The organism is Candidatus Rhodoblastus alkanivorans, assembly GCF_022760755.1.
Taxonomy (GTDB): domain Bacteria; phylum Pseudomonadota; class Alphaproteobacteria; order Rhizobiales; family Beijerinckiaceae; genus Rhodoblastus; species Rhodoblastus alkanivorans.
The window spans coordinates 2,429,202-2,449,287 of the sequence record NZ_JAIVFP010000001.1 but is presented as its reverse complement, the minus strand read 5'-3'; the positions used below and the strand labels follow the sequence as shown (position 1 = coordinate 2,449,287).

The window sequence follows — 20,086 nt, the reverse complement described above, 5'->3', positions numbered from 1 at the left end:
AACGAGCGTGGCCCATCATGGCGAGGTCCGCTGCAACCTCACTGGCTATATCATCGACGCAGGCCCGCGAGGGCGCTGAGAGCCTGACCTGAAATTGGTTGACCGGCCTCGCGGCCCTTGATTCCCTTGGTTTGCAACAACTTTGGGAGATTCGCGATGCCGTGGAGCGAGGCCGATCGCGCGAAGTATGAAGTCATTCGGGCGCGCTATTCAAGCGATATGTCGGAGGCCGAACTGGCGCTGATTTCGCCGCTGTTGCCGCCGCCCAAACGGCGCGGACGCAAGCCGACAGATGCCCAGATCATTCTCAACGCCTTGTTTTATTTGATCCGCTGCGGCTGCCCATGGCGATATCTGCCGAAGGATTTTCCGCCGTTCACGACCGTGCAAAACCGCTTCTACGCGTGGCGCGACAGCGGCGTGTGGGCGCAAATCATCAGCGTTCTCGTGATGGACGCCCGCGAAGCGGAAAGCCGTGAGGCCGCGCCGACGGCTGTCGTCGTCGACAGCCAATCTGTCAAGACGACGGAAGCCGGCGGCCCCCGTGGTTTCGATGCGGGCAAGAAGGTCAAGGGGCGCAAGCGCCATCTCGCCGTCGACACGATCGGTCTGCCCATCGAATGCCAGATCACGACCGCCGACGTGCAGGACCGCGACGCTCTCGCGCCGTTGCTGAAGGCCGTGCATCGCAAGAGCCCGTGGGTGAAAATGTCCTTCGTCGACGGGGGTTATCAGGGTGATGAAGCCAAGCGCGCAGCCTTCGAGGCGAGCCGCATTTCCATCACCGTCGTCAAGCGAACCGATAAAGAGGTGAAAGGATTTACGGTGCTGCCGAAACGCTGGGTCGTCGAAAGGACGCTCGGTTGGATCAATCGCGCGCGCCGTCTGTCAAAAGACTTCGAGGCGACCATCGAATCCGCCCTCGCGTGGCTGCAATTGGCCCTGGCTTTCCTTCTCATGCGAAGGCTGGCGAGGGCAAAAGCCAGTCAGAATTGAAATTCGAGTCGGGTTCTGAGTCGTCAATAGTATTAACGATCGTTGGCGGGGTTGGTTGCGTTTGACTCGCCGCCGTTGCGCTGCTCAGGGTCATGAAAACGCCGACCACTAACGGAATGATATTGCGTGCATCCAGAGCGATATATCCGGGAGATTGAATGATTAAGCGCTGTTCTGGTATATCTTCTGAGAATGTAATACCAGATACGACCTCCCAAATTGGCCTATTGGCGACGTCACCGATCGACGCGTCGTGCAAATGTTCATGTAGCGCTGCAACATATAAAAATACCTGATTAATTAGATAGTTATCTAATGCATTAAACTCGCGAGAGGTCGTTTCGAATTTAACTACAAAATGACCATCGTAATAATACCGCTCGTACATTAAATCGAAGATATGCGGTAACTTATCCCGCTCGACTTGCCTAACGGGGTTTGGGGAGGGGATTTTTTTGTCGAGCCAGCGCGGTATCGCCCTTCTCTGAACTTCCCGAACCCATTTTACCTTGCGAGCAAAAATTTTCTCGCCCGCCAAGAGCGAGTCGACTTCAATAAAAGGGTCTGTCTCGTCGACTATTTCCCCGAACAGGACAGGCGAATCCTCATTTGGGCCCGGCACAATGAAAATATCGCCTTTGCGAGGTTGCGAGAAAAAATTACTAATGATTGCGGCGAACTGCTCACGCCATTTTGTGCGACGAAAGTCAGTAATTTTATCTATTTGCCGCTCCGGCTCTTTATCGGCCTCGGCGCCACTTTTATGCCATTCCCGAACGCGATCAGAGACAACAATGCCTCGGATGACCGCTTCCCGATCAGGCAATCGCTCAAGCGCAGCAATGGGAAACCCCGGCAAGTTCAAAAAGACGACAGACTCATTCTGCATTGTCTGAAAATAGCGGTACCCTGGGCCCGGGAAGACCAGGTAGACGCGAGTGTCGTCGGCAATGAAGCGTGTCTTGATATCGATGGTAACTGGCGACGCACTAGGAAAATCGACAAACGTCATTTTTGGTTCCTAAAAATCAAAATCTGGAACACCGGAACGAATTGCGCGAATCGGGAGCGCTACCATAGCAGATCAGCGCTCTTTGGCATTGCCTTCAATGCCGGAACTAAAGTCGCCGCAGTTCACACAATTCCGTCCTTATCCGCCCTCGGATATTGGACATTAAGTCGACAACCGATCTTAAAGTCGACAACCGATCTTAAGTTTTTGATTTTACTGGCGCGCCCAAGGGGACTCGAACCCCTGTTTTCGCCGTGAAAGGGCGACGTCCTAGACCGCTAGACGATGGGCGCTTGGGCGAAGCGGCGGGGCCGTTCGCGAAGTGGGGGGACGTATAAACGCGGCTGTTCATGCTGGCAAGCCTGATCTGCCGCGCCATGGGGATTTTTCCTATCCTCCCGCCCCGGGTTTGCAGAAGGCGAGATCGACCAGCCGCGCGCTCACCTTCGTGCGCCCGCCCCAATGGTCGAGCGTGAGCGAACAGGCAAGATGGGCGCGCTCGCCGCGCCCCTTGGCCAGCGCCGCGCCGAGCGGCGACTGGGCGACGCGGAACGCCGCGATTTCCATGCGCGCGCCGTCGCCTGCCTGGACCCGAAGCCGCAAATGGTCGGCGCCGAAGGGCTGGACGTCGTTGATTCGATGTTCCGGCAGCGCGAAGACCGGTTCGGGATTGGCGGAGCCGAAGGGGCCGGCCTTTTCGATCTCCTCGACCAAAGCCGGAGCGCAGGCGCTGGCCGTGAGCAGGCCGTCGACCGCAAGGCCGGCCTCGGCGCGGGCGCGGGCCACGGGCTCCGCCAGCATCTCCTCGAGAAAGGATTGGAAGCCTTCGATCTGATCGCGGCGCAGGGTCACGCCGGCCGCCATGGCGTGGCCGCCCCCCTTGACGATCAGGCCGCGTTCAACCGCCGCGCGCACGGCGCGGCCAAGATCGACGCCCTGAATCGAGCGCGCCGAGCCGGTGGCGACATCGCCGTCGAGGGCCAGCGCAAAGGCCGGGCGGCCAAAAAGCTCCTTCAGCCGCGCGGCGACGAGGCCGACGATCCCCGGCAGCCAGTCCTCCCCGGCGGTCAGGACGACGGCGCCCTGCTCGGCCGGACCAAGCTGTTTGTAGGCCTCGGCCAGAGCCTCCTGAAGCATCTGCTTTTCAAGGATCTGGCGCTCGCCGTTGAGCCGGTCGAGTTCGGCGGCGATCGCGGCGGCCTCCAATTCGTCGCTGAGCAGCAGCAGTTTCGCGCCCAGCGCCGCATCCCCGATCCTTCCGCCGGCGTTGATGCGCGGCCCGAGCAGAAAGCCGAGGTGAAAGGCGCGCGGCGGGCCGTTGACTCCGGCGACGTCGGCCAGCGCCCGCAGGCCGGCGCGGCCGCGCGATTTCATCAAGGCGAGGCCCTTGACCACAAAGGCGCGGTTGAGTCCGGTGAGCGGCGCGACGTCGGCCACCGTCGCCAACGCCACGAGATCGAGCGACCGCAACAGGTCCGGCTCCAGCCGTTCCCGCCAGAAGCCTCGCTGGCGCAGGGCCCGGTTCAAGGCCACCAGCGCGACGAAGGCCACGCCCGCGGCGCAAAGCGCGCCCTGCCCCGACACGTCGTCCTGACGGTTCGGATTGACCACGATCGCCTCGGGCAGGACTTCCGGCGCCTGGTGATGATCGAGCACGACGACATCCATGCCGAGCCGGCGCGCCTCGGCGAACGGCTCGTGGCTGGTCGTGCCGCAATCGGCCGTGACCAGCAAGGTCGCGCCGCGCGCGGCGAGCGCCCGGATCGCCTCGGCATTGGGGCCATAGCCCTCCGTGATCCGGTCCGGAATATGGATCAGGCGCGGGACGCCGCAATAATCGAAAAACTCCGCGAGTAGCGCCGAGGAACAGGCGCCGTCCACGTCGTAATCGCCGAAAATGGCGATCGTCTCCTGCCTTTCCACCGCCCGGACCAGTCGTTCGGTCGCCTCCTGCATCGCGGTGAGCGAAAAAGGCTCCGGCAGCAGCATCCGCAGCGTCGGATCGAGATAGCCGAGCGCGGTCTCGGGCGCGACGCCCCGCCCCGCCAGCACGCGGGACAACAGGTCCGGCAGACCGGTCTGCTGGGCGATGGCCAGGGCCCGGGCGTCGCCCGCGGCGTCCAGGCGGCTGCGCCACGGGCGGCCAAGAACGCTGGACTCGACGCCGAGCAGGACGCGCCGGTCAAATGCCATCGGAATTGATTTGCGCCGCGCGCGCAAAAGCCGGACGCGACTGGCAGCGCTCCAGATAAGAGGCGAAGACCGGACGCGGCTCCAGCATCTTGAAGATGTTGATCGTGAAATGCAGGTCGGAGGCGATCAGCACGTCGGCGGCGGAAAATTTTTCGCCAAGCAAATAAGGATTAGCTGAAAGAACCTCATCCAGCACATTGAAAACCTTGTCGAACGATCCCCAGCCTGCCGAACCTTCAGGCATCTCGACATTGCCGAATTTCTGGGTGAGCGCGCCCTCGACGCAGGCGCCCGAGAAAAACAGCCATTGCAGATAGCGTCCACGCCTTGCATCTCCGATTGCCGGCGCGAGCCCGGCGTCGGGGAATTTCTCGGCGAGATAAGCGATGATCGCGCCCGATTCCGCGACGCAGGCCTCCCCGTCCTGCAGGGCCGGGACTTTTTCCATCGGATTGACGGCGTGAAAAGCGGGCGTGCGCTGGCCGCCGTTTTTCAAATCCACCAGCACGCGCTCGTAGGGCGCGCCGATTTCCTCCAGCAGCCAGAGAACGCGCAGCGACCGCGTGTTGGGCGCCCAATAAAGCCGCATCGAATCCTCCGCCTGAAATGATGCGAACAAATTAGGAACAAACCGCCACGACGTCAAGCCGGGAAATCATTCCCGCTCGATGCGGATGACTTGCGGCTTGTCGGCGACATGGCCGTCGGCGACGATGGCGGCGAGCGCCTCGCGCACGCTAGCCTCGGTGGTGGCGTAGGTCACCAGCACCACCGGCGCGACGCTCGCGTCGGCGCAGGCCCGGCGCTGGACGATGCTTTCCAGCGAGATCCCATGTTCGGCCATGCGGGTGGCGATGGCGGCGGCGGCGCCGATCTCATTGCGCACCGCGAGGCGAATGTAATAGCCACCTTCGTGGCGCTGCATCGGCGATTTCTCGGGGCTCGCGAGATGATCGACCGGCAGGCCGAAGGGCGCCGAGCGGATTCCGCGCGCGATGTCCGCGATATCGGCCACCACGGCGGAGGCCGTCGCCATGCCGCCGGCGCCGGGGCCGACCAAAGTCAGTTCGTTCACCGCGTCGGCGTCCACCGTGACCGCATTGGTCACGCCCATCACCTGCGCGATCGCCGAAGACAGCGGAACCATGGTCGGATGCACGCGCTGCTCCACGCCATGGGGCGTGCGCTGGGCGACGCCGAGCAGTTTGACGCGGTAGCCGAGTTCGCTCGCAGCCTGGAGATCGGCGAGCGAAATGTCCTGTATGCCCTCGACGCTGATCGCCTCGGCGTCAAGCTTCACGCCAAAGGCCAGCGACGCCAGGATCGCGAGCTTGTGGGCGGTGTCGAAGCCGCCGATGTCGAAGGTCGGGTCGGCCTCGGCATAGCCGAGTTTCTGGGCGTCGGCGAGACATTCCGCAAAGGACAGGCCTTCAAGCTCCATCCGCGACAGGATGTAATTGCAGGTGCCGTTGAGGATGCCATAGACACGCTCGATGCGATTGCCGGCGAGCCCCTCGCGAAGCGTCTTGACGATGGGGATGCCGCCGGCGACCGAGGCCTCGAAGGCGAGCGCGCCATGGTGCGCTTCCGCGAGGCGCGCCAGCGCGATCCCGTGCTTGGCGAGCAGCGCCTTGTTGGCGGTGACCACCGATTTGCCGGCGGCAAGCGCCGCCTCGACGCTCTCACGCGCCGGCCCCTCGTCGCCGCCGATCAGTTCGACGAAGAGGTCGATTTTATCCGAGCGCGCGAGGTCGGTCGGCGCGGAGAACCAGGTTGCGCCCGAAAGATCGATTCCGCGGTCGCGCGCGGGGTCGCGCGCCGAGACGCCGGTCACGACGACTTTCTTGCCGGTGCGGGCGGCGAGGTCGGCGGCCTGCGCGTCAAGGAGGCGGACCACCGCGGCGCCCACCGTCCCCAGGCCGGCGATGCCGACGCGCAAAATCTCACTCATGTCCCGATTCCCGCCCGCTGCGAAGATTTCCCGGACTTTTGCCCGATTTCGCGCGGGGGATCAATGCGCGGCAAATTCTGATTTCTTGCTCAGCTTATGGAACGGACATAGGGTTCCGGCGTTCGATCGGGGCCGGGGCGCCCCGGCCTCAGGAAGGATGAACCCATGACCAATGACGACGATGCGGAAGACGAGGGCGGCATCAAGATCACTGTTCTCTATGGCCAGCCGAAGGACCCCGCCGCCTTCGAACAATACTACGCCGAAACGCATCTGCCCCTGGTCGATGAGGTTGACGATCTCGGACCGGTCGAACTCTCGATGGGCCTTCCCGGACCGGACGGCTCGCCGCCGGAATTCTATCGCATGGCCGAACTCTGGTTCGAGAACGAGGACCATCTGCAAAGCGTCACGGCGACGGCGGAGTGGAAGCGGGTCGTCGAGGACGTGCCGAAATTCGCCACCGGCGGCGCCAAGGTGCTGGTCTCGAAAATCGAATAGACGATAAGGCTTTGGCGCGTCAGGCGAATCCTGAGCCGTCGCCAAGCCATTCCCTGGCCTGCGCCAGGGCATAACGGTCGGTCATGCCGGCGATATAATCCGAAACCACCCTCGCCCGCCCCCCGTCGTCGCAGGGGCGGGCGGCCTGCGTCCACTCGTCCGTCATGGCTTCGGGCTCGGCGAAAAATTTCTCGAACAGGCCCCGGACGATTTTTTGGGCGTTCTTCCACACCGGCAGGACGACGGCGTGGCGATACATCCGGGTGAACAGGAAATCCTTGATCGCCTTCTGCGCTCTTTCCATCTCCGGCGAAAAGGCCACGACCGGCGCCTGCGCGCGGCTTATGTCCTCGATGCTTGCCGGCGCCAGCGCCTCCAGCCGCCGCGCGCTTTCCGTCAGCGCGTCCTCGACGAAACGGGTGATGAGCCGGCGCACCAGTTCATGGATCACGCGGACGCGTTCGAGCCCGGGATAGAGCGCGTCGATCTCGGCGAGCAGGCCGCCGACGAGGCCGACGGGACGAAGATCGTCGAGGCTGAACAGGCCGGCGCGCAGGCCGTCGTCGATGTCATGGGCGTTATAGGCGATGTCGTCGGCGAGCGCCGCGCATTGCGCCTCCGCGGACGCAAAAAGCTCAAGATCGAGCGGAAATATATTATCGAATTCTATGATTTCAAAAGGAATTTCCTTCTTACCCCGACGTCGCGCATATGGCCCGCGCAATGGGCCGTTATGCTTCACCAGCCCTTCGAGCGTCTCGTAACAGAGATTGAGCCCGTCCCAGCCGGCATAGCGCCGCTCCAGCCTGGTGACGATGCGCAGGGCGTGGGCGTTGTGGTCGAACCCGCCGTAAGGCGCCATGCAGGCGTCGAGCACTTCCTCGCCGGCATGGCCGAAACAGGTGTGGCCGAGATCGTGGGCGAGCGCGGTCGCCTCGGCGAGGTCCTCGTCGAGCCTCAGGCCTCGCGCGAGAGCGCGCGAGATTTGCGCGACCTCGATCGTATGAGTCAGCCGGGTGCGGAAATGGTCGCCGTCGAGCGGAATGAAGACTTGGGTCTTGTGGGCGAGGCGGCGGAAGGCGGTCGAATGGATCAGGCGGTCGCGGTCGCGCTGGAATTCGCCGCGCGTCGGCGAGGCCGGCTCGGGGTGCAACCGCCCGCGACTGCGCCGCCAGTCGGCGGCATAAGGCGCGAGCGGCTTGTCGTTGAGAAATTTCGAAACTGGCGCGACGGACAAGGCGAACCTTTTGAGCAGCGGCGACGGGGCGCCCGCTTTCCCGAGGCGATATCACGACGGGCGCGCCGCCGTCGAGGCGAACCCTTGTAAATCGGCGAGACGACATTCCGGCGAAACCGCGAACAAGGCGCCCGGCCGCGCCTTACCGCCTCTCCGAAGCGCGCCGATCCCACACTTTTCGGTGTCGTCGTCATCGCCCCCGCGACTCGCCGCCGTGCGATCCGGAACCGTGCGGCGTCCGCCCGCGCCCGATCAAGGCCGCCTTGCGCTTTCGTTCGGGCGCCGGCTAAATTTCGCACGCCGGAGCGCGATTCATGAACCAGATTTTGATCCAGGATTATTTCAACGAAATCGACCGCCTCAAGAAATTTTCCGGCTCCGCGACCGAAGGGGTGATTTCCGAGGCATTCAAGGACCTGCTGAAAAGCTGGGCGAAGCGGGCCAATCTCATCTTCATCCCGCAATATGAATTCCTGTCGCCGCAGAAGAATCGCATCCGGCCCGACGGGACCATCCTTCACGATCTGCGCGTGCCGCTCGGCTATTGGGAAGCCAAGGATTCTTCGGACGATCTCGACGTCGAAATCCGCAAGAAACTGGCGAAAGGCTATCCGCAGGACAATATCATTTTCGAGAATTCCGAAACCGCCGTCCTGATCCAGAACCGTCAGGAGGTTTTTCGCTGCGACATGCGCGATGTTGCGCAACTCGGCCATCTGGTTTCGCTGTTCTTCGGCTATGAGCGGCAGGAAATCGCCGATTTCCGCAAGGCGGTGGCGCAATTTTCCACCGACCTGCCCGCCGTGCTCGAAGCCCTGCGCGAAAAGATCGACGACGCCTATACGACCAATGCGCCCTTCCGCGAGGCGGCTGCAAAATTTCTCGACCTCGCCCGCCAGACCATCAATCCTTCGGTCTCGGAGGCCGATGTCCGGGAAATGCTGATCCAGCATATCCTGACCGAGGAAATCTTCGCCCATGTCTTCAACGAGGGCGATTTCCACCGCGAAAACAATATCGCCAAGGAGCTTTATGCGCTGGAGGCGAAGTTTTTCACCGGCGCGGTCAAGCGCGACACGCTGAAAAAACTGGAAACCTATTACGCCGCGATCCGCGCCAACGCCGCGCAGATTTCAAACCATTCCGAAAAGCAGACCTTTCTCAAGCTCATCTACGAGCGCTTCTACAAGGTCTATAATCCCAAGGCGGCCGACCGGCTCGGCGTGGTCTATACGCCCAACGAGATCGTGAAATTCATGATCGAGGGGGCCGACTGGCTGTGCTCCAAACATTTCAAGAAAACCCTGATCGATCGCGACGTGGAAATCCTCGATCCGGCCACCGGCACGGGCACCTTCATCTGCGAATTGCTGGAGCATTTTCGCGGCCAGCCGGACAAGCTCACCCATAAATACAAGGAGGAGTTGCACGCCAACGAGGTGGCGATATTGCCCTATTATGTCGCCAATCTGAACATCGAGGCGACTTATGCCGCGATCACCGGCCAGTTCGCCGAATATCCCAACCTCTGTTTTGTCGATACGCTCGACAACACCACGGCCTTGGGCGTGAAAACCGGCCAGCATGTCGGCGACCTGTTCGGCGCGCTGTCGGATGAGAACATCGAGCGTATCAAGCGGCAGAACCGCCGCAAAATCTCGGTCATCATCGGCAACCCACCCTATAACGCCAACCAGCAGAACGAGAACGACAACAACAAGAACCGCACCTATCGCGACATCGACGAGCGGATCAAGAACTCCTACATCAAGGCCTCGACCGCGCAGAAAACCAAGCTCTACGACATGTACGCCCGCTTTTTCCGCTGGGCGTCCGACCGTCTGCACGACGACGGCGTACTGGCCTTCGTGAGCAATAGTAGCTTTATCGACGCCCGAACTTACGATGGATTTCGCAAAATCGTTGCCGAAGAGTTCCACGAAATTTGGCTTGTCGATTTGAAGGGCAACGCCCGAACCAGTGGCGAACGACGTCGGCGCGAAGGAGGAAACGTCTTCGAGGATCAAATCCGCGTCGGCATCGCCATTAGTTTTTTTGTCAAGAAGCGAAAAGCTTCCGGTTGTACAATACGTTATCAAGCCGTAGACGATTATTTAAAAAGCGATGATAAACGCGTGTTTCTTCGTGAGCGCCTTCCAGAGAGAAGGTTTATATTTGTAAAACCAGATGCCAAACAAAACTGGCTTGGGCAGACTGAAAATGATTGGGCTGACCTGATCCCCGTTGCGACGAAAGAGACGAAAGCCGCGACGTCAAAGGCCAAGGAACGTGCTTTATTCAGACTTTTTTCGTTGGGTGTTGTCACAAATCGCGACGAGTGGGTATACGATGACAACGAAGCCCATTTGGCAGACAAGGTTTCATTTCTAATAGATACGTACAATGCTAATTGCGATATAATTCGTCGTCTGTCCGCCAGCGCAACAGATCTAAGCAAACTTAACTCAGCGATAAAGTGGACACGCGCCGTAAAGAGAGATTTGCTAAACGGCATTAGATACGTATTTGACGTAAATAAAATATTTGTAAGCGACTATCGTCCATTTATTCGTAAAAATATTTACTTTAGTCGTAACTTAAATGAGATGCTATATCAGATACCACTGCTTTTTGGCCCTGGCGCAGGCAAAAATGTCGGGATATGTTACGTAGCCGAGGAGCGCGCGAATTTTTCTGTATTTGCAATAGGAAATATCCCGAATAAAGACTTCTTTATGCCGAGCGCGGCGCAGGTACTCGCTCGCTTTTCTTTTTCAGATTCCAATACAGCCATCGACAACATCACCGACTGGGGCCTGAAACAGTTCCGCGCGCATTACGGAAAGGCCGCAACCTCCCCTTCTCCCCTTGCGGGAGAAGGTGTCTCGCTGCGTAGCAGCGAGACGGATGAGGGATTTTCTGGCGAGCGGGGTTCCCCCTCATCCGGGGCGGCTGCGGCCACCCCCTCATCCGGCGCTTCGCGCCACCTTCTCCCGCAAGGGGAGAAGGGAGTCGCCAAGCGCGCGCAGATGCTGAATTTCGCGCGAAAAATGCGAAAAGAGCCGACCGAGGCGGAAAAGACGCTCTGGCATATTCTGCGCGGGCGGCGCTTTTCCGGCTTCAAGTTCCGGCGGCAAGCGCCGATCGGTCCCTATATCGCCGATTTCGTCTGTTTCGAGGCCAGGCTGATTGTCGAGGCGGACGGGTCGCAGCATGCCGAATCCACCGCCGACGCCGAGCGCGACGCCTGGTTCGCCGGACAGGGCTTTCGCGTCCGAAGGTTCTGGAACGCGGAGATTCTGGCGCAAAGAGAGGTGGTTGAGGAGACGCTCTGGCATGATCTGGCGGGGCGGACCCCCTCATCCGGTACTTCGGGCAACCTTCTCTCGCGAGGGGAGAAGGAAAGCGGCAGGACTCGGCGAACGCGCCCGATCACCAAGGATGCGATCTTCCATTACGTCTATGGCGTGCTGCACGATCCAGTTTACCGCGAGAAATACGCGCTCAACCTGAAACGCGATTTTCCGCGCCTGCCGTTCTATCCCGATTTCTGGGCCTGGGCGGATTGGGGCGAAAGGCTGATGGCGCTGCATATCGGCTATGAGAGCGTCGAGGCCTGGCCGATCGTGCGGACCGACACGCCGGACGAAAAGGCCCGCGCGGCCGGCGTCGCGCCAAAGCCGATCCTGAAATCCGACCCGGTGAGCGGAACCATCCGCCTCGACACCGAAACCACATTGTCCGGCATTCCGCCCAAAGCTTTCGACTACCGCCTCGGCAACCGCTCCGGCCTCGACTGGATTCTGGACCAGCACAAGGAAAAGACGCCGAAGGACCCGACCATTCGCGAGAAATTCAACACCTATCGCTTCGCCGATTACAAGGAGAAGGTCATCGACCTGATCGCCCGCGTGACGCGGGTGTCGGTTGAAACGGTCGAAATCGTCGAGGCGATGAAGCGCGCCGACCGCTGATCGCCACCCGCTGAAAATTCAATCTTCGGTTGCGAAATGGGACGAAAATCTGTGAAAAAACGAGCGCTTTTTTGCGGAATCGGGTGATTTTCGTGAACAAAACGATCGATTTCCACCCCATGCAAGCACATGGTTGTAACGGCGTCGCCCGCCGCCAAAAGTTTTTCGCGCGTGGCGAAATCTGCCGGACGCCCACGACCCCGCATCCGCGCCGCAATGAAATTTAGCGTCTGAACAATATGTTAAGCGAAGACACCGGCCTGTTGGGCTGGCTCGTGCCGGCGCGGCGGAGCCCACGAGTGTTTCACATGAAACAAAACAAGAACATTATTTCGCGAAACCGAAGCGTTTTTTCCTGTCCAATCGATTTCCACCCCGCTGTTTTCGGCGCGCGGTTTTCGTCCATTTCGCGCAGCGGCCATGTTCCGCATTGACCAGGCGCCAGAGGGGACTATCTATGCAAGGACATCTTTTTTCGGAGGCATGAATGACTGAACTCACGGCGGAACCGGTCGTCGCCACCGACAGCGCCCTCAAGCGCGTCGCCGAAGTGTTGCGCGGCGAGGCGCCCGGCGCCTTTTTGCGCATTTCGGTCAATGGCGGCGGCTGTTCCGGCTTTCAATATTCCTTCGACATCGTTCCCGCGCCCGACGATGGCGACCTGATTCTCGGCGACGCCGAGGCGCGGCTCGCCGTCGACCCGGTGTCGCTCGATTTCCTGAAGGGCGCGAAAATCGATTTCGTCGACGATCTGATGGGCCAGTCCTTCAAGATCGAAAATCCCAACGCCACCGCCTCCTGCGGCTGCGGGACGAGTTTCGCGATTTGAGGATTTTCGCGTAAGGGTTTATAGCGGTCGCCCGTTTTCGGACGTGAATCGCCCGCCATGACCTTTCGCGCCGCCGCCGCCCTGAACAAGCCTTGCCCGCGCCGCCCCGCGGGCATGGAGAGCGCGCCATGAGGGCGCCGAATGCGGTCGATTTCTGGCGCGGCTTCGCGCTGGCGACGATTTTCATTAACCACATCCCCGGCATTTTTCTCGAACGCTACAGCTTCCGCCATTATTCGCTTTCGGACGCCGCGGAGCTGTTCGTTCTGCTGGCCGGGGTGGCCCTGCGCTATGTCAGCAATTCGCTCGCCAAGGAGCCGATGAGCGCCGCCGTCTACCGGCTGGCGGGGCGGGCGCTCACCATCTATTTCGCCCAGCTCGTCATCACGGCGATCGCCATAGCCATTCTCGCCGGCGGCGCCAAGGCGCTCGACCAGCCCTATATCCTGCAATGGAACAATGCGGCGGCGATATTCGAAGACCCGGTCAACGCCCATATCGGCCTTGCTCTGCTGCGCTACCAACTCGGCTTTTTCGACATTCTGCCGCTTTACGTCGTGCTCATGGCGATGGGGCCGTCGATCGCGATCATCGACCGCTACGCGCCGCGCCTCCTGCTGCCGCTTTCTTTCGCACTTTACGTCTATACCCTCGCGACCGGCCTCAACCTTCCCACCTGGCCGGTCGAAGGCGCGTGGTATTTCAGCCCCTTCGCCTGGCAGTTCATCTTCATCCTCGGCTTCGTGCTGAGCGGGCCGCGCGGCTATCAAAGCTGGTCGCCGCGCGTGAAGAAAATCCTGTTCTGGCTCGCCGGCATCCAGACTTTGGTCGGCGGGGGGCTCGCGCTCGCGGGCATCGCGCCCGATCCGTCCGCGCTGCCCGACCCGAAACTGTTCTTCGTCTTCGACAAGACCTATCTCTCGCCCGCCCTCTGCCTCCACGCGCTGGCGCTGGCCTGTTTCTTCATGGGCGCCTTCAAATATATCGACCGCTTCGCGCGACCGCTGGTCGGCTATCTCGCGCTGCTCGGCCGTAATTCCCTGCATGTGTTCTGCGCCGGGTCGCTGCTGAGCCTTACCGGCCAGATCGTCCGTTATCGGTTCAACGGGCGTTTCGAAATCGACGTCGTCGTGATACTTGTCGGATGGACGGTGATGGGCGTGGTCGCATGGTTGTCGGAATGGCGGAAAAGACATGCCGTAGCGCGCGCCCAGCGCCTGGCTTCGGCCTGACGCTCTGCGCGGTTCTGGGCCTCATGCTCGGCGCGATCGCGGGCCCGGCCTCACACGCTTTCGCCGCGCCGGCGCGGGCGCAGGATATGACGCGGCCCCCCTCGGTCTGCGACGCGCCGGCCGAATCTTTGGCGGCCCCGGCGCCCCTGCCCCATGTCGCCGCGGCGCTGAAGACGGGCCAGAAGCTCAACATCCTGATCATCGGCTCGCCGATCGGCATGAGCAGGAGCCAGCGCAAGCCCTATCCGGCGGCGCTCGAAGCCCTGCTTGAGCACGCGCTCGCGGGCGTGGACGTCGTCATCGACGAGCGTCCGGTTTCCGGCGAGATCGCGGGCACCGCCGTCGAGCGGATGCGCACCGAGGTCGCGCTCGACCGGCCCGACCTCCTGATCTGGCAGGTCGGCGCCAATGACGCGCTCCAGTTCGTCGCGCCCGCCGAATATGAGGACCATCTGCGCGAGGGCGTGCGCTGGGCCAAGGACAATGGCGTCGATGTGCTCCTGGTCGGCTTCGAGGCCAATCGCTGGCTGCACGACCAGAGCGAGGCCAGCGCCATCCGCGACGCGACGCGCCGCGTGGCGCAGTCCGAGAACGTGCTCTATCTGCGCCGCTACGAGGCGATGCAATTCCTGGCGAAGACCCGCAAGAGCGTCGCACAGGGCGAAAATCCTTTTTCCCCGGAAATCGGCTATGACTGCCTGGCGGAACAGGTCGCGCAGGCCCTGGTCGCCAATATGGTCCTGCGCCACACCCGTCCCACCCCGCCCCCGCCCGCCAAATGATGGACCAATCGAAAGTCATCGCTTTCGTCTCGGCGGCGCTGGCGCGCGAAACCGGCGCGCCGGTCGAGACCAAGCAGACCCATGTCTCGCTGCTGTTCCTGTCCGGCGGCCTCGTCTTCAAGCTGAAGCGCGCGATCGTTTTTCCCTATCTCGACTTTTCCAAGCCCCGCTTGCGGGAAAAAGCCTGCCGCGCCGAACTGTCGCTGAATTCGCGCGCCGCGCCGGAGCTTTATCTGGGCTTGCGGCGGATCACCAGCGAGCCGCAGGGCCTTGCCTTCGATGGAAAGGGGCCTCTGGTCGATTGCATCGTCGTCATGCGCCGGTTCGAAGAATCGGGCCTGTTCGACGTCATGGTCCGCGAGGGCCGGCTAACCCCCGCCCATATCGAGGCGCTCGCCACGACCATTGCCGATTTCCACGCCCGCGCCCAGCGCTTCAATGAAGAGAGCGGCTCGGGCGTCTTTGCCCATCTCCTCGATCTGAACGAGGATTCCTTCGCCCATTGCGGCCTTTTCGCGCAGGATGAGCTCGACAGGCTCAACGCCGCCTTTCGCGCCGAATTGAAGGAACTTACGGACCTCATCGACGCCCGCGCCCTCGTCGGATTCGTCCGGCTGTGCCATGGCGATCTCTACTTGCGCAACATCTGTTGGTTCGAGGGGCGGCCGACCATGTTCGACTGCATCGAATTCGACCCCCGGCTGGCGCAGATCGACGTCCTCTATGACGTCGCCTTCACCCTGATGGACCTGTGGCTGCGCGGGCGCCACGACCTCGCCAATCTGCTGTTCAACCGTTATGTCAGCGCTTTGTCGCGCACCGTGCCGGACATGCCGGCCAAGGTGCGCGACGGCTATTCGGCCCTGCCCTTCTTCATGGCCCTGCGCGCCGCGATCCGCGCCCATATCGCCGCGTCGCAGGCCCATTCCGGCGACAGGGAAGCCGACGCCGCGATGGAGCGCGAGGCCCGCGCCTATTTTGCGCTTGCCGAAGAATTGCTCGCGCCGCGCCCCAACGCCATTGTCGCCATCGGCGGCTTAAGCGGCTCGGGAAAATCGACGCTGTCGGTGGCGATCGCCGGCGACATCGGCGCGCCGCCCGGCGCCCGCATGCTCAATTCCGACCGCACCCGCAAGGCAATGCACCGAATCGCGCCGAACGACCGCCTGCCCCCGTCGGCCTATGAATTCACCATTACCGCGGCGGTCTATCTGCGCCTGCTGTCGCGCGCCATGGACGCTTATGCCCAGGGTCACTCTGTCGTCCTCGACGCGGTCTATTCGACCGAGGAAGAGCGCAACGCCGCGGCCAAACTGGCGCGCGACTGCGGCGCGCCCTTCGTCGGCCTGTGGCTCGAAGCGCCGCCCGACGTTCTGCGCCAGCGCGTGCGCGATCGCCCGCACGGCGTCTCCGACGCCAATCTCGACGTGCTCGAAAACCAGCTCAACCGCGATCCCGGCAGGCTTGACTGGATCCGGCTCGACGCTTCCGCCCCCGATCTGCGAGACCGCGCGCTGGAGATCATCCGCGCCGCCATCGCGAAAAAGGCGTGAGTTTTTCCTTCTGGATGACCGGCCCATTTTGTGGTCTAATCATTTGACCCAAGCGAAGGGGACGATCCCTCGCGCCGGGCCGCCAGGTTCAAGGCCGGCAGACAGGACTTTTCATGGACCCGTTGCGGACCCCCAAACTGGCCGACGCGCTCGCCGAGCATCTCGAACAGCTCATCCTCGAAGGGGCGCTGCGGCCGGGCGAAAAGCTCGCGCCTGAACGCGAACTGGCGGCAAAGCTCGACGTCTCCCGCCCTTCGCTGCGCGAGGCGCTCGACAAATTGCAGGCGCGCGGCCTGATCGAGACCAACAAGGCGGGAAATTTCGTCAGCCGCTTCCTCACCCCCATGATCGATCCGCTGACCTCGCTGTTCCAGTCGAGCGACCATGCCTTGAAGGATTACCTGGAATATCGCTGCCTGATCGAAGGCGAAGCCGCGCGGCTTGCAGCCACGCGCGCCACCGACGTCGAGCGCGAAGCCATCGCTCGCTGCCTGCAGAAGCTGCGCCAAGCGCATGAGGCCAACGACATCGCGGCCGAAGCGGAGACCGACGCCGAACTGCACATGCTGATCTATGAGGCGGCGCATAATCTGGTGCTGCTGCACATCATGCGCGCGCTCTATGAAATGCTGCGCAGCGACGCCTTCTACAACCGCAGCGAGCTTTATGCGAAGGCCGGCTCGCGGGATGTGCTGCTCGACCAGCATTTCGCGATCGCCGAGGCCATTCTCGCCCGCGATCCCGAAGCGGCGGCGGCCGCGGCGACCGCCCATATCCGCGGGATCGCCAGCACGCTGAAGGAAATGCGCGAGGAAGAGACCCGCGTCGCCCGGGCGCTCCGCCGCATGGGCCGCTCCGAATTGCTGGCCCGCGCCAGCGACTGATTGGTGGTAAAAACATTTGACCACATAAAATTTCCTCGTTATAAGGCGGCCACGACCTCGCTGAAATGGGCCGGCTCCAATGACGGTAGGTGGAAATGCCCTCGACGGGCCGCGCGTCGGCCTTTTTGTGACTTGCCTGGTCGATTCGATCCGGCCGAATGTCGGCTTCGCCGCCGTCGCCCTGCTTGAGGCCGCCGGCTGCCGGGTCGAAGTTCCTCTGAGCCAGACCTGCTGCGGCCAGCCCGCCTTCAACAGCGGCGCCGACGAGGCGACCAAGCCCATCGCCAAATCCGTAATCGAGACTTTCGAGCCTTACGATTACCTCGTCGCGCCGTCCGGTTCCTGCGCTGGGATGATCAAGGCGCATTATCCCGAGCTTTTCACCGATGATCCGGCCTGGCGCGCGCGCGCGGAGGCGCTCGCCGCCAAGACCCACGAATTGCTGAGCTTCCTCGTCGATCTGCGCGGCTTTCGGCCGCAAAACGTCGCCTGCAAGGCCAGCGCAGCCTATCACGATTCCTGCTCCGGCCTGCGCGAACTCGGCGTCAAGACTCAGCCGCGCGCCTTGCTCGGCGCGGTCGAAGGCCTCGACCTGCGCCCGCTCGAAGGCGAAGAGACCTGCTGCGGCTTCGGCGGGACCTTTTGCGTAAAATATTCCGGGATTTCCGAGGCAATCGTCGGCGAAAAGGCGCAAAATGTCGTCGCGACCGGGGCCGACCTCCTGCTCGGCGGCGATCTCGGCTGCCTGCTGAATATGGCCGGCAAATTACGCCGCGATCGCGCGAAGACGCGAGTCTTCCACGCGGCGGAAGTCCTGGCCGGCATGGCGCAACGCGCCATCGGCGAGGACGCGCCATGACCGCGCCCGCCGGGAATTTCCATGATCGCGTCGAAAAGGCGCTCCACGATCCCCAGCTCAAGATCGCGATCGAGCGTACGACCGGCAACGCCCGGCGCAAACGCGCCGCCGCCGTCGCCGCCTGGCCTGATTTCGAAGCCGCCCGCGCCGCGGCGGCCGCGATCAAGGACCATGCGATCGAGCACATGGCCTTTTACCTGGAAATGTTCGAGCGCAACGCGCTGGCTTCCGGCGCTTTAGTTCATTGGGCGCGCGACGCCGACGAGGCCTGCCGGATCGTCGTGGACCTCTGCAAGGCGGCAGGCGCAAAAACCGTAACGCGCTCGAAAAGCATGCTGGGCGAGGAGATTGGACTGCCCCATGCGCTCGCCGGCGCCGGGTTGCGCCGGGTCGAGACCGATCTCGCCGAACATATCATCCAGCTCGCCGGCGAGACGCCCTCCCATATCATCTGGCCCGCCGCCCATCGCACAGCTGAGGACGTGGCCAAACTCTTTGACCAATATCACCATGAAAAGCCGCCCGCCCACGACGTGGTCAGCATGGTCGGTTCGGCGCGCAAGGAATTGCGCGCGGATTTCTTCGCCGCCGAAGTCGGCATTTCCGGCGCCAATTTCCTGGTCGCCGAGACCGGCGCGATCTGCACCATCACCAATGAGGGCAACGCCGAACTGACCACGACCCCGCCCCGCGTCCATATCGTGACGGCGGGCATAGAAAAAATCGTCGCCAGCACCGAGCATGCGCTGCAATTGACCCGCCTGCTGGTCCGCTCGGCGACGGGCGCCGATCTCACACAATACACCACTTTCCATTGCGGCCCGAAGCGCCCGGGCGACCGCGACGGGCCGGAGCAGTTCCATATCGTGCTGGTCGATCACGGCCGGACGCAAATGCTCGCCGAAATGCCGGACATGCTGCGCTGCCTGCGATGCGGCGCCTGCCTCAACCATTGTGTGGTCTATCGCGCCATTGGCGGCCACGCCTATGGCGGCGCCTATCCCGGCCCGATGGGCTCGGTTCTGACCCCGGTGTTCGACGGGCTCGAGCGGACCCGCGACCTGCCCACCGCCTGCACCCTCAACGGCCAATGCAAGCAGGTCTGCCCGGTGGACATTCCCTTGCCGACACTGCTGCGCCATTGGCGCGCGCGAAGCTGGCGCGCCGGTTACGAGCCGAAAATTTCGAGCGCGGCGGTGAAAGCCTGGGCCTATGTCGCCGCGCGACCGGCGCTTTACCGGCTGGCGCAAGCTTTCGCCTTGCCGGCGATGCGGCTGTTCGCCCGGGAGGGGTGGATTTCGTCGCTGCCGCTCGCCTCGGGCTGGACGGCGTCGCGCGACTTCCCCAAGCCGCCAAGGCAAACATTTCTGACCACGATCAAGAAGGGCGGCAAGGAGAACAGAAAGCCATGAGCGCGCGCGAAAATATTTTCGTCGCGATCCGCAAGGCGCGCCCAAACCGCACCGCCCCGGCCGAGATCGCGGCGCAGGCGCAAGCCTGTTCCGAGGCGATGAAAAAGACGCTGCCGCCGCTGGAAGCCAGCGACCTCGTCGCGTTGTTCACGGCGCGCGCCGGCGCCGAAAAAGTCGGCGCGACGCTTGAGCGCGTCGAAACGCTGGCCGAGCTGCCCGGCGCGGTCGCGCGCTATGTCGCCGCCAACGAGCTTGCGCCGGAATTCTCCCTCCAGCCCGACCCGCGCCTGCAAAAGCTCGACTGGGGCGCGCTGCGCCCCGACGCGCCCTTGCGCCCCGATAGCCCGCTTGCGGTCGGCATCGCGCTCTGCGGCGTGGCCGAAACCGGCTCTCTGGTCTTCCATTCCGGGCGGGAGGCGCCGACGCTCTATGAATTTCTGCCCCTCCATCATCTTGTCGCGCTTAGCGCGCAAAGCCTTGTTCCGCGCATGGAGGATTACGCCGCCCTGGCCAGTGGCCTGCCCGTTCCGCGCAACGTCAATCTGGTCACCGGCGCGAGCGGCACCACGGACATCGAAGGCGTGCTCGCGCGGGGCGCCCATGGGCCGGGGAGGCTGCATATCGTCATCGTCAATTCAGTCATTTGACTATCCGGCCAAATGCTGAGAAGC

At 62.5% G+C, this 20,086-nt stretch carries 16 protein-coding genes and 1 tRNA gene; 11 read left to right on the top strand and 6 right to left on the bottom strand.

Features of this window, described 5'->3' with window-relative positions; all coding sequences use genetic code 11:
• Positions 1-156 precede the first annotated feature (156 nt).
• Entirely contained in the window at positions 157-996 is an 840-nt protein-coding gene (locus K2U94_RS11385; RefSeq protein WP_243065792.1) for an IS5 family transposase, read from the top strand.
• Here the strand turns inward: K2U94_RS11385 and K2U94_RS11380 are convergent.
• The 5 genes from K2U94_RS11380 to K2U94_RS11360 form a co-directional block, all read right to left on the bottom strand.
• On the bottom strand, positions 956-2,008 hold the full coding sequence (locus K2U94_RS11380) for a hypothetical protein (protein WP_243067326.1): 1,053 nt from the start codon (positions 2,006-2,008) through the stop codon (positions 956-958). The genes K2U94_RS11385 and K2U94_RS11380 overlap by 41 nt on opposite strands.
• Before the next feature lie 217 nt (positions 2,009-2,225).
• Positions 2,226-2,301, bottom strand: a tRNA-Glu gene (locus K2U94_RS11375).
• Positions 2,302-2,398: 97 nt separating this feature from the next.
• Complete coding sequence (gene recJ, locus K2U94_RS11370; RefSeq protein WP_243067325.1) at positions 2,399-4,201, bottom strand: single-stranded-DNA-specific exonuclease RecJ; 1,803 nt, start codon at positions 4,199-4,201, stop codon at positions 2,399-2,401.
• Entirely contained in the window at positions 4,191-4,790 is a 600-nt protein-coding gene (locus tag K2U94_RS11365) for a glutathione S-transferase family protein (RefSeq protein WP_243067324.1), read from the bottom strand. Before K2U94_RS11365 ends, recJ begins: the two co-directional genes overlap by 11 nt.
• A gap of 66 nt (positions 4,791-4,856) precedes the next feature.
• Positions 4,857-6,152, bottom strand: a complete 1,296-nt coding sequence (locus K2U94_RS11360) for a homoserine dehydrogenase (RefSeq protein ID WP_243067323.1) — start codon at positions 6,150-6,152, stop codon at positions 4,857-4,859.
• 165 nt (positions 6,153-6,317) lie between these two features.
• Here K2U94_RS11360 and K2U94_RS11355 point away from each other — a divergent pair, with 165 nt between their 5' ends.
• On the top strand, positions 6,318-6,653 hold the full coding sequence (locus tag K2U94_RS11355) for an EthD family reductase (RefSeq protein ID WP_243067322.1): 336 nt from the start codon (positions 6,318-6,320) through the stop codon (positions 6,651-6,653).
• 19 nt (positions 6,654-6,672) lie between these two features.
• Here the strand turns inward: K2U94_RS11355 and K2U94_RS11350 are convergent, their stop codons facing one another.
• Positions 6,673-7,890 carry a deoxyguanosinetriphosphate triphosphohydrolase gene (locus tag K2U94_RS11350; RefSeq protein WP_243067321.1) on the bottom strand — a complete coding sequence of 406 codons (1,218 nt, stop codon included), beginning with the start codon at positions 7,888-7,890 and terminating at the stop codon, positions 6,673-6,675.
• 773 nt (positions 7,891-8,663) lie between these two features.
• Here K2U94_RS11350 and K2U94_RS11345 point away from each other — a divergent pair.
• The 9 genes from K2U94_RS11345 to K2U94_RS11305 all read left to right on the top strand — a co-directional run bounded on the left by K2U94_RS11345 (position 8,664) and on the right by K2U94_RS11305 (position 20,062).
• Positions 8,664-11,864, top strand: coding sequence for a type ISP restriction/modification enzyme (locus tag K2U94_RS11345; RefSeq protein ID WP_243067320.1), 3,201 nt, complete (start codon positions 8,664-8,666; stop codon positions 11,862-11,864).
• A 487-nt stretch (positions 11,865-12,351) separates the two neighbouring features.
• Positions 12,352-12,693: a HesB/IscA family protein gene (locus K2U94_RS11340; protein WP_243067319.1), complete on the top strand. Its 342-nt coding sequence runs from the start codon at positions 12,352-12,354 to the stop codon at positions 12,691-12,693.
• Positions 12,694-12,821: 128 nt separating this feature from the next.
• Complete coding sequence (locus K2U94_RS11335; RefSeq protein ID WP_243067318.1) at positions 12,822-13,925, top strand: OpgC family protein; 1,104 nt, start codon at positions 12,822-12,824, stop codon at positions 13,923-13,925.
• Positions 13,874-14,707: an SGNH/GDSL hydrolase family protein gene (locus K2U94_RS11330; protein WP_243067317.1), complete on the top strand. Its 834-nt coding sequence runs from the start codon at positions 13,874-13,876 to the stop codon at positions 14,705-14,707. The genes K2U94_RS11335 and K2U94_RS11330 overlap by 52 nt, the downstream gene beginning before the upstream one ends.
• Positions 14,707-16,260, top strand: coding sequence for a bifunctional aminoglycoside phosphotransferase/ATP-binding protein (locus K2U94_RS11325; protein ID WP_243067316.1), 1,554 nt, complete (start codon positions 14,707-14,709; stop codon positions 16,258-16,260). The genes K2U94_RS11330 and K2U94_RS11325 overlap by 1 nt, the downstream gene beginning before the upstream one ends.
• Positions 16,261-16,373: 113 nt before the next feature.
• Positions 16,374-17,144, top strand: coding sequence for an FCD domain-containing protein (locus K2U94_RS11320; RefSeq protein ID WP_243067315.1), 771 nt, complete (start codon positions 16,374-16,376; stop codon positions 17,142-17,144).
• A gap of 79 nt (positions 17,145-17,223) precedes the next feature.
• A complete protein-coding gene (locus tag K2U94_RS11315; protein WP_243067314.1) occupies positions 17,224-18,003 on the top strand; it encodes a (Fe-S)-binding protein in 780 nt (259 codons plus the stop codon).
• The gene (locus tag K2U94_RS11310) at positions 18,000-19,415 is read left to right on the top strand and encodes a lactate utilization protein B (protein ID WP_243067313.1); all 1,416 of its coding nucleotides are present in this window, start codon (positions 18,000-18,002) and stop codon (positions 19,413-19,415) included. The genes K2U94_RS11315 and K2U94_RS11310 overlap by 4 nt, the downstream gene beginning before the upstream one ends.
• The gene (locus K2U94_RS11305; protein WP_243067312.1) at positions 19,412-20,062 is read left to right on the top strand and encodes a LutC/YkgG family protein; all 651 of its coding nucleotides are present in this window, start codon (positions 19,412-19,414) and stop codon (positions 20,060-20,062) included. The genes K2U94_RS11310 and K2U94_RS11305 overlap by 4 nt, the downstream gene beginning before the upstream one ends.
• The last annotated feature ends 24 nt before the right edge of the window (positions 20,063-20,086 follow it).